The sequence below is a fragment of the Streptomyces morookaense genome, from assembly GCF_013030945.1.
Classification (GTDB): domain Bacteria; phylum Actinomycetota; class Actinomycetes; order Streptomycetales; family Streptomycetaceae; genus Streptomyces; species Streptomyces morookaensis.
On the sequence record NZ_JABBXF010000066.1, the window covers coordinates 14,116 to 28,095 of the forward strand.

The following is a 13,980-nucleotide window of genomic DNA, read 5'->3' on the forward strand; positions in this document are numbered from 1 at the left end:
GCCCTTTTGCTGCTATTTGCACCACGATGTTCGTGGTGTTCGCCGCACCGCAACCCAAGAGCATGCAGACGGGCGGCCGGGGCGCCGCCGGGGCGCTCCGCCCGCCCGTATCCGCCTGACTCCTGTCGCTCCTGATCCGCCCTTAGGACACCACCGCCGGGTCCACGGGCGCCTTCGCCGGCTCGGCGTTCCCGTCGTCGCCGTCCACGGCCACGCCGCGCCGCTTGGAGACGTACACCGCCCCGACGATGACGACGATGGCCAGCACCGCGACGCCGGCCCGCAGTCCCCTGCTGGCGTCGGCTCCGTAGGTGAACTTCACCACCGCGGGGGCGATCAGCAGCGCCACGAGGTTCATCACCTTGAGCAGCGGGTTGATCGCGGGGCCCGCGGTGTCCTTGAACGGGTCGCCGACCGTGTCGCCGATGACCGTCGCGGCGTGGGCCTCGCTGCCCTTGCCGCCGTGATGGCCGTCCTCCACCAGTTTCTTGGCGTTGTCCCACGCGCCACCGGAGTTGGCCAGGAAGACCGCCATCAGGGTGCCCGTCCCGATCGCTCCCGCCAGGTACGCGCCGAGCGCGCCGACCCCGAGCGAGAAGCCGACGGCGATGGGGGCCATGACGGCGAGCAGTCCGGGAGTGGCCAGTTCGCGCAGAGCGTCCTTGGTGCAGATGTCCACCACCCGCCCGTACTCCGGCTTCTCGCTGAAGTTCATGATCCCGGGGTGCTCGCGGAACTGCCGCCGCACCTCGTAGACCACCGAACCGGCCGACCGGGACACGGCGTTGATGGCGAGCCCGGAGAAGAGGAAGACGACGGCCGCACCGAGCACGAGCCCGACGAGGTTGTTGGGCTGCGAGATGTCCAGGTTCAGCCCCAGCGCATTGGTGTCGGCCCCCACATCGTCGACGGCCGTGGCGATCGCGTCGCGGTACGAGCCGAAGAGCGCCGAAGCGGCCAGCACCGCCGTGGCGATGGCGATGCCCTTGGTGATCGCCTTGGTGGTGTTGCCGACGGCGTCGAGGTCGGTGAGCACCTGCGCTCCCGCGCCCTCGACGTCGCCGGACATCTCGGCGATGCCCTGCGCGTTGTCGGAGACCGGCCCGAAGGTGTCCATGGCGACGATGACGCCGACGGTCGTCAGCAGCCCCGTGCCGGCGAGCGCGACGGCGAACAGCGCCAGCATGATCGAGGTGCCGCCCAGCAGGAACGCCCCGTAGACGGCCAGCGCGATCAGCACGGCCGAGTAGACCGCCGACTCCAGACCGACCGAGATGCCGGCGAGGACGACGGTGGCGGGACCGGTCAGCGATGTCCTGCCGATGTCCTTGACCGGGCGCCGGCTGGTCTCGGTGAAGTAGCCGGTGAGCTGCTGGATGAGCGCCGCGAGCACGATGCCGATCGCCACGGCGACGAGCGCGAGCACCCGCGGGTCGCCGCTGTGGTTGCGGATGGACTCGTCGGCCAGTCCCGTCAAGTCGGCGTAGCTGGACGGGAGATACGAGTAGACGGCCACGGCGACGAGGGCCAGCGAGATGACGGCCGAGATGAAGAAGCCGCGGTTGATCGCGGTCATACCGCTGCGGTCGGCACGGCGCGGGGCCACCGCGAAGATGCCGGCCATCGCGGTGAGGACGCCGATGGCGGGGACGAGGAGGGGGAAGGCGAGACCGCTGTTGCCGAAGGCGGCCTTGCCGAGGATGAGCGCGGCGACGAGGGTCACGGCGTACGACTCGAAGAGGTCGGCCGCCATGCCCGCGCAGTCGCCGACGTTGTCGCCCACGTTGTCCGCGATGGTGGCGGCGTTGCGCGGGTCGTCCTCGGGGATGCCCTGCTCGACCTTGCCGACGAGATCGGCCCCGACATCCGCGGCCTTGGTGAAGATACCGCCGCCGACACGCATGAACATGGCCAGCAGCGCCGCGCCGAAGCCGAATCCCTCCAGCACCTTGGGGGCATCGGCCGCGTACACCAGCACCACGCAGGAGGCTCCCAGCAGGCCCAGGCCGACGGTGAACATCCCGACGACCCCGCCCGTACGGAACGCGATCTTCGTGGCACGGTGGGACACCACCGTCAGGTCCTGCGCGGGCTCGCCCTCGGCAGGCGTCGCCTCACGCGCGGCAGCGGCCACCCTGACATTGCTGCGCACCGCGAGCCACATGCCGATGTAGCCGGTGGACGCGGAGAACAGTGCGCCGACCAGGAAGAAGGCCGAACGGCCCCAGCGCTGCGTCCAGTTGTCGGCCGGAAGCAGCATGAGCAGGAAGAACACGGCCACGGCGAAGACGCCGAGGGTGCGCAACTGCCGGGCGAGGTAGGCGTTGGCGCCCTCCTGTACCGCCGCGGCGATTCTCTTCATGGCGTCGGTGCCCTCTCCTGCGGCAAGCACCTGCCGCACGAGCACCACCGCCACCACCAGTGCCGCGAGAGCCACCGCGGCGATCACCATCACCAGGGTGCGGTTGCCGCGGGTCAGTTCGACCGCGAGGTTCTGAGCCAGATTCCGATGGAAGTCCACCTGTTCAGGGGTGAAGTGCCCCGCCATTCGTCCTCCTTGACGTTTGGCACATGGGCGCGCAGCCGGACCGCGACCGCGGAACAGCCGCCACGCTCAGGCGTCCTGAGCTCAAGATGCACGGATTGTAGGGAGCATGGCGGGATCAAAACAGAGCGCGGCAAACGGAATGAGCCTGTAAACAAGCCGGTACAGGACTACGCCTCCGGACTGCACCGCAGAGCAGACCGAAGGGCGGCGGGGGAATCGGGGGAAGGGCGAAAATCCGCTCCCCTCCACATCTGTTCTGCCCCGTCAACACCCGGGAAGCCCGGATCCCGCCCGGATACGGCGGAGGCCGGACGCGGAACTCCGGCAGAAGAACGAGGCCGGACTACGACAGCGCGGGGGCCGGAGTCGTCGGCCAGCTCATCCGGATATGGCCGCCCGTCTCGTCGGCCGACACCTCGACGTCGTCCACCAGGCCGCTGATCACGGCGAGGCCCATGTCGTCCTCGCCCTCGGCGCCCTCCTCCGCGGCGGGCACCGCCGCCCCGGAGCCGGCGCCGACGGAACCGGCCCGCGCACCCGCCGTGGCCTCGACGACCACCGCGTGCGGCGCGTCGTCCGCGACCTCGATCGAGAACTTCTTCTCGTCCTCGGTCAGCACCACCCGGACCGGGCTCCCGATCCCATGGCTGACGTGCAGCCCGACAGCGCGCGAGCACGCCTCGCCGACGGCGAGCCGCACCTCGTCCAGCACGGCCTCGTCGACCCCGGCCCGGCGCGCCACCGCGGCCGCCACGAGCCTGGCGGTCCGGACATGCTCGGGAAGGGCACTGAAGAGCAGTTCGACGGTGGCCATGCCATCCCCCTCGGTGGTACGTGCCCTCTTTCCTTCTCCGGGAACAGGGCTGACTCGCAGAGGGACCCGGACCTGCCGGCCCGGAACCCCCGGCGCAACTGGGTCGTCGGGCAGGCGGCCGCGGACGGCCGCCCCGGCCGCCGGCGGTCACCGGGCCGCCGGCAGACCGCAGGGCCGTCAGTCGGTCGCCTGCACCGCATCCTCGACCGAGGTGTGGATCGGGAACACCTTGGTCAGGCCGGTGATACGGAAAATCTTGAGAATGCGCTCCTGGTTGCAGACCAGCCGCAGCGAGCCCTCGTGGGCACGCACCCGCTTCAGGCCGCCGACCAGGACGCCGAGCCCGGTGGAGTCGAGGAAGTCGACACCCTCCATGTCCACGACGAGGTGATAGCTGCCGTCGTTGACCAGCTCGACCAGCTGCTCACGCAGCTTGGGCGCGGTGTACACATCAATCTCGCCACCGACCCGGACAACCGTACGGTCGCCTACGGTCTCGGTCGACAGGGACAGGTCCACGGATCCTCCAGCACCTTGCATCGAGCGGTCGCCCCCCATGGATCGGCAGCCGCGATGGCATTCAATCACTTACCGGCAGGCGTGCACGACGCCTTGGCGCCATTGTCCGTCACGCCGGTGACACACTCGGTGTCGATGGCCAACGATCAACTCCCGCCGGAGGCGGGCGTACATCCCGCTCCCCGGACGGTCCTCGACCGACTCACCGCCGGGGCAGGTCGGGCTGCACGCATCACTCATACGGAGCACTTGCCCCCTCGTCCCGGACGTCATGCCCCCTGGCCCGAGAAGATCCGGCCGGAGGTGATCGACGCCATCCGGGCCGCCGGGATCGAGCGCCCCTGGGCCCACCAGGCGCGCACGGCCGAGCACGCCCTGCACGGCGAGTCGGTCGTCGTGGCCACCGGCACGGCCTCCGGCAAGTCCCTCGCCTACCTCGCGCCCGTCCTCAGCACCCTGCTGGACGGCTCGGAGGCCCCCAACGGCCGGGGCACCACCGCGCTCTACCTCGCCCCCACCAAGGCCCTCGCCGCCGACCAGCGCCGCGCCGTACGCGACCTGGCCGCGCCCCTGGGCAAGGGCGTCCGGGCCGCCGTGTACGACGGGGACACGCCGGTCGAGGAACGCGAATGGGTGCGTCAGTACGCCAACTACGCGCTCACCAACCCGGACATGCTCCACCGCTCGATCCTGCCCTCCCACCCCAGATGGGCCTCCTTCCTGCGCGCCCTGCGCTACGTCGTCGTCGACGAGTGCCACACCTACCGCGGGGTCTTCGGCTCGCACGTGGCCCAGGTGCTCCGCCGGCTGCGGCGCGTCTGCGCCCGCTACGGCTCCGACCCCGTCTTCCTGCTCGCCTCCGCCACCGCCTCCGACCCCGCCACGGCGGCGACCCGGCTCACCGGCGTGCCGGTCACCGGAATCACCGAGGACGCCTCCCCGCGCGGCGAGCTCGTCTTCGCCCTGTGGGAGCCGCCGCTCACCGAGCTTCACGGCGAACGGGGCGCCCCCGTCCGCCGCACCGCCACCGCCGAGACCGCCGATCTGCTGACCGACCTCGCCGTCCAGGGCGTCCGCACGGTCGCCTTCGTCCGCTCCCGGCGCGGCGCCGAGCTCGTCTCCCTGATCGCCCAGGAACGCCTGGCCGCCGTGGACCGCTCCCTCCCCTCCCGTGTCGCCGCCTACCGCGGCGGCTACCTCCCCGAGGAGCGCCGGGCCATCGAGCGCTCCCTGCACACCGGCGAGCTGCTCGGGCTCTCCGCCACCTCGGCCCTGGAACTGGGCGTCGACGTCGCCGGCCTCGACGCCGTGCTCCTCTGCGGCTACCCCGGCACCCGCGCCTCCCTGTGGCAGCAGGCGGGCCGCGCGGGCCGGACGGGCCGGGGCGCCCTCGCCGTCCTGGTCGCCCGGGACGACCCGCTGGACACCTACCTCGTCCACCACCCCGAGGCACTCTTCCGGCAGCCCGTGGAGTCCACCGTGCTGGACCCCGACAACCCCTACGTCCTCGCCCCGCACCTGTGCGCCGCAGCCGCCGAACTGCCGCTCACCGAGGCCGACCTGTCACTCTTCGGGCCCGAGACCCGCAACCTCCTCTCCCAGCTCGAAGCCCGCAAACTGCTCCGCCGCCGCGCCGCCGCCTGGCACTGGACACGCCGCGAACGCGCCGCCGACCTCGCCGACATCCGGGGCGAGGGCGGCCGTCCCGTCCAGGTCGTCGAGGAGGGCACGGGCCGGCTGCTGGGCACGGTGGACGCGTCGGCCGCCCACACCACCGTCCACGAGGGCGCCGTCCACCTCCACCAGGGCCGCACCTACCTCGTGCGCCACCTCGACCTGGAGGAGTCCGTCGCCCTGGTCGAGCAGGCCGATCCGCCCTACTCGACGACCGCGCGCGACACCACGGCCGTCTCCATCCTGGAGACCACCACCGAGATCCCCTGGGGGGACGCACGGCTGTGCTTCGGCTCCGTCGAGGTCACCAACCAGGTCGTCTCCTTCCTCCGCCGCAAACTCATCACCGGCGAGGTCCTCGGCGAGTCCAAGCTGGACCTGCCGCCCCGCACCCTGCGCACCCGCGCCGTGTGGTGGACCGTCACCGAGGACCAGCTCGACGAGGCCCGCATCCACCCCGAGGCCCTCGGCGGGGCCCTGCACGCCGCGGAACACGCCTCCATCGGCATGCTCCCCCTCTTCGCCACCTGCGACCGCTGGGACATCGGCGGCGTCTCCGTCCCCCTCCACCCCGACACGCTCCTGCCGACCGTCTTCGTCTACGACGGCCACCCGGGCGGCGCGGGCTTCGCCGAACGCGCTTTCCGCACCGCCGCGCGCTGGCTCACCGCCACCCGCGAGGCGATCGCCTCCTGCGAGTGCGACACCGGCTGCCCGTCCTGCATCCAGTCCCCCAAGTGCGGCAACGGCAACGACCCGTTGGACAAACGAGCCGCCATCCGGCTGCTCACCCGCCTCCTCTCGGACGCACCGGCGGAGGACGGCGGCGAGGACACTCCGCCCCCACCGCCACCGGTACCGCCGCAGGTACCACCACCGGCACCGGATCAGCCCGCGTAGACCGGATCCACCGCTTCCGGAGGGCCCGCACGGGAGCGGACCCGCACCCGGTACGGCCCCGCCCGGGCCTCGGCCGACACCTCGGCGATCTCACCGACGACGGCGCACCGCACCACCACCGCCTGCTGGGCCGCCGCGACCTTGCGGGCGAGCCCGCAGGCCACGTCCTTGCCGAGCAGGGCGTGGTCCGCCGCCGCCAGCGCCGCCAAGTCCGCCGCGCCGCCCGCGCGGTGGCGGGCGACCACCGCCTGGCCCATTGCCAGCACCGCGGCGAAGACCACGCAGAACGCCGTCGCGGCGACCGCCACCCAGACCGAGGCCATGCCCCGGTCACCGAACCGTCTCCTCCGCAAGGGCCACCGCCTCCCCGCTCACCCGGACCGCCAGCGGACCGGGCCCGGCCGCCCGGGCCTCGACCCGGACCCGCACCAGATCGCCCCGGCGCTCCACCCCGATGCGGGCCCCCTCCGGTGCGGCCGACCTGGCCGCCGCGACGGCCACCGACGGCGGATCGGACCGCGCAGCGGACCTGGCCCCCGACCTGGCCGCGTCCACGCACTCGATCTGCGCGGTCACGGCCATCAGCCCCCAGAGCAGCGTCACGCTGAACAGCACCAGGGTCGGCAGCACCACAGCGGCCTCCGCCGTCACGTAACCGCCATCAGAACGGCGCATGGAGCGCCTTGCCGATCAGCGACTGCAGGGCGGAGCTGACAGCCCCGCTCGTCACCACCTTGTAGAGCACCGCCGCCAGCGCACACGCCGCCAGCGTTCCCACGGCGTACTCGGCCGTGGTCATCCCTGCCTCGGCCGCCGCCTTCATCCGTGCCCAGCGCCGTGACCACCACGACATCACCATGATTGCGTCTCCCTTGCTTGTGTTGGTTGCACTGCTTTGCGCTGTCCTGCACTGCCTGTTGTCTTTGTCGCCTCGGCCGCACTACTGCCGTGCGGCTTCTCGTACTCGGTCGATCCGCTCCCGGTTGTCGTCCAGGAGCCGCGTCAACTCCCCTTCAAGAGCCCGCCGGCCAGCCCGTACACCACCGGCACCACGCCGACCGTCAGGAAGGCGGGGAGGAAGCACAGCCCCAGCGGTGCCGTGGCCAGGACACCCGCCCGGCGAGCGCGTATGCCCGCCTCGCGGGTCCGGGCTGTGCGCAACTGGACGGCCAGTCGTGACATGGGCTCCACGGCGGGCACACCCGTCGCCTGGGCCCGCTCCAGACAACGCGCCAGCCCTCCGGCGCCGGGAAGGTTCCCCAGACGTCCCCAGGCCGCCGCCGGATCCCCGCCCAGCCGTACCTCCGCGGCCGCTTGGGCGAGCCGTTCACCCACCGGGCCGCCCAGGGACGCCCCGACGGCCTCGGCAGCCTCCCGAGGCCCTGCACCGGCGGCGAGGCAGGCGGCCAGGAGATCGGCAGCGATGGGAAGTTGCCGCGCAACGTCCTCCGCCGGCACCTCACTCCCCGTGGACCGCCGCACACGTCTCCGCCACCGCCACACGCCGTACGCCACAGCGGCACCGGTCAGGCACCCGGCGGCGCCCCCGACCAAAACGAGCACGACAACTCCCGCGCCCCCTGCGAGAAGTCCGTCACCGGCCACCGCCTGCCGGGCCCGGACCCGCAGGCGGGCAACAGCACCTGCCCGACGGCCGGTTCCCCACAACGACGCCACCCGGCGGCGCACCACGCGTCTGCTGCGGACCCCGTTCACCAGCACGGCGGCCCCGACTGTGGCCATGGCCAGCGGAATCACAACTGCCGCGCACAGGACGAGGACTGCAAGCGGGGCGACCGGCCCCAGACCGCGGACGGCTTCACCGATCGTGTCTTCGTTGCTCACGCCAGGGATGAACGCACTTTCGCCGATCATTCCTTTGCCGATCACGAGCGACCGCCTCCCCCGGCCTCCCCGGCGGCGGACCGGACGATCCGGCCCGTCCACATGAGCCCCGCCCACTCGAGCAGCCCTCCGAGCACCAGGCAGCCGAGCCCGGCCGGGGTGTGCAACAGCACCCGCAGCGGGGCCGCCCCGAGTGCCGCCCCCATGAGGAGGACGAGCGCCGGGAGGACGGCGAGCATCGCCGCGGTCGATCTCGTGCCCGCCAACTGGGCCCGGAGCTCCTCCCGCTGGTCCCGTTCGGCGGCAAGAGCCGCAGCCACCCGCTCCAGCCCGGCGGCGAGCCCTGCTCCCCCGTCGACCGCGACCCGCCAGCAGGCGGCCACACCGTTCAGCCCGTGCGCCCCCGGACCGCTCCCCGCCTTCCGCAACGCCCTCGGGACGTCCCCGCCGAACCGCGCGGCCGCGGGCACCGCCGCCCAGCCCGGCCCGAGATCCTCGCCACCGGCCTCCGCCACGGCCTCGCCGGGCTGTCTTCCGGCCCGCAAGTCGCCCGCGACGGTCCCGCACAGATCGATCACGGCGGCTTCCCGAGCCTCCCGTTCACGCTGCCGGGCGCGAGCGGCGAGCCACCGCCGCACCACGGGAACCGCCAACACCCCGGCCAGCAGCGGCAGTACCGAATGCCCCAGCAGGGCCACCAGGCAGCCGAGCGGCACGCACATCCACTCGCGCCGTTCCTGCCACGCCCGGCGCAGACGCCTTTCCCCCTGGCGAAGCCAGAGTTGCGGTGCGGGCCCCTGCGGACCGGCCGTTCCGCCGCCCGCCAGGAGGAGCCTGGCACGGCGCACTTGCCGGCCCGGCCGCGACAGGGCACCGGCCGCCACTGCCGCGCAGAGCAGCGCCGCGCACCAGGACACGGCCTGCGGCGACATCCCGGCGGCGGTCATGGCGCACCCCCGCCACGCTCGCACAGCTCCGCCAAACGCGCCCACCCCGGCGCCCGTTCGAACCCTTCAGCGCCCCATACGGCTGCGGGGACGGTCGTCACGAAGCCGCTCCCGTCCCGGTCGAGCACGTGCACCTCCGCGACCCGCCTGCGCCCGCGGCGGTCGCGCGCCAGGTGGATCACCACCGACAGCGCGGCCGCCAACTGGCTGTGCAGTGCTGCCCGGTCGAGTCCAGCCGTCGAGCCCAGCGCCTCCAGCCGGGCGGGCACGTCGGAGGCGGCATTCGCATGCACCGTCCCGCACCCGCCTTCGTGGCCCGTGTTGAGCGCGGCAAGAAGATCCAGCACTTCGGCGCCGCGCACCTCGCCGACGACCAGGCGGTCCGGGCGCATCCGGAGCGCCTGGCGCACCAGGTCCCGCAAAGTGACCAGACCGGTGCCCTCCTGATTCGCCGGGCGGCTCTCCAGACGGACCACGTGAGGGTGGTCCGGGCGCAGTTCGGCCGAGTCCTCGGTGAGCACGATGCGTTCGTCCGGTGCGACCAGCCCGAGCAGGGTGGACAGCAGCGTGGTCTTCCCGCTGCCCGTACCTCCGCTGATCACGAACGACAGCCGGGCGGCCAACACGGCCCGCAACAGCCTCTGTCCGCCGGGCGGAACCGTCCCCGCTGCCACCAGCTCGTCCAAGGAGAAGGCGCGGGGCCGGACGACGCGCAGCGACAGGCAGGTCGATCCGACGGCCACCGGCGGCAGCACGGCGTGCAGCCGGGTGCCGTCGGGCAGGCGGGCGTCCACCCAGGGCCGGGCGTCGTCCAGGCGGCGTCCGGCGATGGCGGCGAGCCGCTGCGCGAGCCTGCGCACCGCTGCCGCGTCCGGGAAGGCCACTCCGGTCCGCTCCAGTCCCGCTCCACGGTCCACCCAGACCCGGTCGGGGGCGGTGACCAGCACATCGGTCACATCGGGTTCGGCCAGGAGGGGTTCCAGCGGGCCGGCCCCGGTCAGCTCGGAGCGCAACCGGTCGGCGGCGCCGAGCACTTCGGCGTCCCCGAGCAGCCGTCCCTCGTGCCGCAGGGCCTCCGCGACCCGGGCGGGGGTGGGCTCCAGCCCGCTCTCCGCCAGCCGCAGCCGTACGGCGTCCAGCAGGGCGCCCTTCATACCGGCACACCTCCGTCGCCGATCTGCACCGCGTCCCAGAACCGCGCGCAGAAGCGGGCCAGGGGGCCTCGCGTGCCGCCACCGGGCGGCCTTCCGGAGACCAGGGCCTGCGACAGGCCCGGCTCGGGCGGCAGTTCACCTGCCAGGGGCAGACCGAGGAGGCGCGCGATCTCGTCCCCGTCGAGCCCGGAACCGAACGGACCCCGGGCCACGGCCCGGAGGTCGTCCAGCACCATGCCCACCGTGGCCGCCACGCTCCGGGCCGCCGCGACGGCACGCAGTTCCGCGGGCACCACGAGCAGCCCCACGTCGAGCTGTTCGAGGGCGGTGAGGGCGGCGTCGTCCAGCCGGCGCGGCAGATCCACGACCACCGCTCCGCCGCGCCGCCGGGCCGCGGCGAGCACGGCCCGCATCGCGTCCGGCGGCACCACCGTGCAGTCGCTCCTGTCCCAGCTCAGCACCCGCAGGTCGTGCATCTCGGGCAGCGCCTCCTCCAGTGCCTGGCCCGCCACCCTGCCCCGCGAATCGGCGAAGGCGGGCCAGCGGAGCCCTTCCGCCCTCTCGCCCCCGAGCAGCACGTCGAGCCCGCCGCCCAGCGGATCACCGTCGATCAGCACGGTGCGCAGCCCCGCGCGGGCCGCGGCGAGGGCGAGTGCGCAGGCCAGCGTGCTGGCCCCGGCGCCTCCTCTCCCGCCGATGACCCCCACCGTGAACGCGGCGCGTCCCACGCCCTCCACCGCGTCGGCGATCCTGTCGACGAGCCATTTCTCACCGTCGGGCAGCAGTGCCACATGGCAGGCGCCGATCCCGACGGCCCGCTGCCAGACGCCCGGATCGTCCATGTCCTTGCCGACGAGCACCACCGCGTCCCTCCGGCCGGCGGCGCCGAGCCGCCCGGCGCAGTCGTCGCCGACCAGGACGAGCGGCGCGGATTCCCAACTCGCCCTGCGCGCGGGCGTTCCATGGGCGACCTCGGGAACGGCCCCGGCAGCGGCGCACAGCCGCAGCAGGTCGTCGAGCAGTCCTTCGTCCTCGGTGACGATCAGCGGCCCGTTCTGTCTGCCGGGCATGGAAGCGTGCCAATCGGATGTACGGGATCCGGTCACGGTGCCCTCCCCTCTCACTACGCGCTCTCGATCCGCGGGCATCGCGGAAGTCGCGGGGAATCACCGTGCAGCGAACCGGGAAATCGTGTGGATCTTGGTCAAAAACTGTGGACAACTCAGCGGATGTGAATATCCCGCTCACCTATACCGGTGACTTCCGGAGAGCGGCGGTTTGATTACGCTGCGTCACGAGCACGAAGGGGGCAGGAGCGCCGCCGGACGCGGCCGCACGAGGGGAGGAAGGCCCGATGGGGATGGACGAAACACATCCGGACATGCGACGACCCCCGCCGGGGGGGAGAGCGGGGGTCGTCCCCACGGCCGACTCGGGGGGGGAGGAGCCGGACCGGGTTAGACACGGTCGCGAACGATCCGTGACTTCCATGGTGTACCCGAGAGCCTTCTCAGGCAAACCCACACGCCTCAGCTTACGCCGAATGGAGGGCCCCTATGCTCGGCGGAGTGGAAAACCACTCCTTGCCCCGGACGGCCGCCTTCTTTGATCTGGACAAGACGGTCATTGCCAAGTCGAGCACGCTCACCTTCGGCAAGTCCTTCTACCAAGGCGGCTTGATCAACCGGCGTGCCGTGCTGCGCACCGCGTATGCACAGTTCGTCTTCCTGGCCGGCGGTGCCGACCACGATCAGATGGAACGCATGCGCCAGTATCTCTCCGGACTCTGCCGCGGCTGGAATGTCCAGCAGGTCCGGGAGATCGTCGCGGAAACCCTGCACGAGCTCATCGACCCGATCATTTACGACGAGGCCGCATCGCTCATCGAGGAGCACCACGCGGCCGGCCGCGATGTCGTGATCGTCAGCACCTCGGGCGCCGAGGTGGTCGAGCCGATCGGCCGGCTGCTGGGCGCCGACCGGGTCGTCGCCACGCGCATGGTCGTGGAGGACGGCGCGTTCACCGGGGAGGTCGAGTACTACGCCTACGGCCCCACCAAAGCAGAGGCCATCAGGGAGCTCGCACAGTCGGAGGGCTACGACTTGGCGCGCTGCTACGCCTACAGCGACTCGGTGACGGACATCCCCATGCTGGAGTCGGTGGGCCATCCGCACGCGGTCAATCCCGACCGGGCCCTGCGCCGCGAGGCCGTCGCCCGCGACTGGCCCGTTCTCACCTTCAGCCGCCCCGTGCGGCTCAGGCAGCGCGTGGCCTCCCTGGCCATGCCCTCGCGTCCGGCGCTGGTCATGGCCGCGGCGTTCGGCGCGGCCGCCGCCACCGCAGGCCTGGTCTGGCTGGCGGGCCGCCGCCGCAACTACCCGACTGCTTTGCCCGGCTTTGACGGCAAAAGCAAAGAACTGCGGCTTGGACTTCCGCATCTCCGGCGACAGGAGTAGAAAGGACTTGACGGCCCGCGAGACCAGGGACATCCGGGAGGACGCCCTTCACGCACCAAGGCCCCACGGACCGCGCACGAACGTCGGGCACCCACGCGACGCCGACCCGTCGATTACGGGCCAGCCGCACCAGGTGACGGGCGAAGTCCCCGACCTGATGGGCAAGTTTCGTGCACGCATGGTAACCCGATGGACGTGCCAGCGGCGGTACCAATGCAGGACCGGTACCGCCGCAACCCTGTGCACAGGCACGTCACGGCGCGCCCGCACGGAAGCCCGTCAGGCGGCGCCCCGCTGCAGTGCTTCGCAAACGGCCGTGCTCTCGCGCACTCCCAGTTCCACCGCCCGCCCGCAGTGGGCGATCCAGGCGGCCACGCCCTCGGGCGTTCCGGACACATAGCCCTCCAGGGCCGCCGCATAGGCCTCGCGCCCCAGCTCCGCATGCCCGACCTCGGCCGGGCAGACGGCCTTGGGGTCGAGCCCGCTGCCGATCAGCACGATGCGCTCCGCCGTCCTGGCGACCAGGCCGTTGTGCGACCCGAAAGGCCGCAGAGCCAGCAACTCGCCGTGCACCACGGCCGCCGTGACCGGCGCCGGCGCCTCGCTTCCCGCGATCAGCAGGCCTGCCAGCCCCTCGAGCCGGCCCGACACCTCGTCCGCCTCCGGCAGCTCCAGGCCGATCAGCGGCTCGTCGACGGGCTCCCCGGCGAGCCGCGGCCGTCCCACCCGTGCGTCCGGGGTGTCGCCGCCCGCGGCCACGAGATGCAGCCGGGCGAGCACACGCAGCGGCGACTGCCGCCACACGCTGAGCAGTTGCCCCGCCTCGGCGGTCAGGCGCAGCGCGGCACCCACGGTGCGCGGTTCGCCCTCACCGCCGAAGTCGGAGCGGCGGCGTACCTCTTCGAGCGCCCAGTCCGCACCGGACAGGGCAGCGGAGCCGCGCGCGCCGCGCAGCGCAGCCTCGGAGGTGATCTCATTGCTTCGGCGGCGCATCACGCGATGCCCGTACACCCGGTCCACCGCCCTGCGCACGGAGTCCACGGAGTCGGCAACGCCCGGCAGCGAAGCCAGGGCGGCGAGCGGATCGGCTGTCGTACTCATGGGCAAAACCCTACGCACTTCG

13 protein-coding genes are annotated in these 13,980 nt (G+C 72.6%); 2 read left to right on the forward strand and 11 right to left on the reverse strand.

Annotated elements, in window-relative coordinates; all coding sequences use genetic code 11:
* Positions 1 to 142: 142 nt before the first annotated feature.
* The 3 genes from HG542_RS25045 to bldG form a co-directional block, all read right to left on the reverse strand.
* A complete protein-coding gene (locus HG542_RS25045; RefSeq protein WP_171085174.1) occupies positions 143 to 2,548 on the reverse strand; it encodes a sodium-translocating pyrophosphatase in 2,406 nt (801 codons plus the stop codon).
* A 343-nt stretch (positions 2,549 to 2,891) separates the two neighbouring features.
* Positions 2,892 to 3,362: an ATP-binding protein gene (locus HG542_RS25050; RefSeq protein ID WP_171085176.1), complete on the reverse strand. Its 471-nt coding sequence runs from the start codon at positions 3,360 to 3,362 to the stop codon at positions 2,892 to 2,894.
* A 177-nt stretch (positions 3,363 to 3,539) separates the two neighbouring features.
* The gene (gene bldG, locus HG542_RS25055) at positions 3,540 to 3,881 is read right to left on the reverse strand and encodes an anti-sigma factor antagonist BldG (protein WP_030367299.1); all 342 of its coding nucleotides are present in this window, start codon (positions 3,879 to 3,881) and stop codon (positions 3,540 to 3,542) included.
* Positions 3,882 to 3,935: 54 nt separating this feature from the next.
* Here bldG and HG542_RS25060 point away from each other — a divergent pair, with 54 nt between their 5' ends.
* A complete protein-coding gene (locus HG542_RS25060; protein WP_171085178.1) occupies positions 3,936 to 6,455 on the forward strand; it encodes a DEAD/DEAH box helicase in 2,520 nt (839 codons plus the stop codon).
* Here the strand turns inward: HG542_RS25060 and HG542_RS25065 are convergent.
* The 7 genes from HG542_RS25065 to ssd form a co-directional block, all read right to left on the reverse strand.
* Positions 6,443 to 6,778, reverse strand: coding sequence for an Rv3654c family TadE-like protein (locus HG542_RS25065; protein WP_171085180.1), 336 nt, complete (start codon positions 6,776 to 6,778; stop codon positions 6,443 to 6,445). The two genes, HG542_RS25060 and HG542_RS25065, sit on opposite strands and share 13 nt — an antisense overlap.
* Positions 6,779 to 6,785: 7 nt before the next feature.
* Positions 6,786 to 7,130, reverse strand: a complete 345-nt coding sequence (locus HG542_RS25070; RefSeq protein ID WP_171085182.1) for a TadE family type IV pilus minor pilin — start codon at positions 7,128 to 7,130, stop codon at positions 6,786 to 6,788.
* Positions 7,117 to 7,314, reverse strand: a complete 198-nt coding sequence (locus HG542_RS25075) for a DUF4244 domain-containing protein (RefSeq protein ID WP_171085184.1) — start codon at positions 7,312 to 7,314, stop codon at positions 7,117 to 7,119. Before HG542_RS25075 ends, HG542_RS25070 begins: the two co-directional genes overlap by 14 nt.
* 143 nt (positions 7,315 to 7,457) lie before the next feature.
* Entirely contained in the window at positions 7,458 to 8,198 is a 741-nt protein-coding gene (locus tag HG542_RS25080; protein WP_171085265.1) for a type II secretion system F family protein, read from the reverse strand.
* Positions 8,199 to 8,341: 143 nt separating this feature from the next.
* Positions 8,342 to 9,247, reverse strand: coding sequence for a type II secretion system F family protein (locus tag HG542_RS25085; protein WP_229922670.1), 906 nt, complete (start codon positions 9,245 to 9,247; stop codon positions 8,342 to 8,344).
* Positions 9,244 to 10,401, reverse strand: coding sequence for a TadA family conjugal transfer-associated ATPase (locus HG542_RS25090; RefSeq protein ID WP_171085186.1), 1,158 nt, complete (start codon positions 10,399 to 10,401; stop codon positions 9,244 to 9,246). Before HG542_RS25090 ends, HG542_RS25085 begins: the two co-directional genes overlap by 4 nt.
* A complete protein-coding gene (gene ssd, locus HG542_RS25095; protein ID WP_373313149.1) occupies positions 10,398 to 11,507 on the reverse strand; it encodes a septum site-determining protein Ssd in 1,110 nt (369 codons plus the stop codon). Before ssd ends, HG542_RS25090 begins: the two co-directional genes overlap by 4 nt.
* Positions 11,508 to 11,957: 450 nt before the next feature.
* On the opposite strand from ssd, the gene HG542_RS25100 reads away from it, so the two are divergent.
* Positions 11,958 to 12,857, forward strand: a complete 900-nt coding sequence (locus tag HG542_RS25100) for an HAD family hydrolase (protein ID WP_171085190.1) — start codon at positions 11,958 to 11,960, stop codon at positions 12,855 to 12,857.
* Positions 12,858 to 13,136: 279 nt separating this feature from the next.
* Here HG542_RS25100 and HG542_RS25105 read toward each other — a convergent pair whose 3' ends face one another.
* Positions 13,137 to 13,958 (reverse strand): Fic family protein, encoded by an 822-nt coding sequence (locus HG542_RS25105; protein WP_171085192.1) that lies wholly within the window; start codon positions 13,956 to 13,958, stop codon positions 13,137 to 13,139.
* Positions 13,959 to 13,980 lie beyond the last annotated feature (22 nt).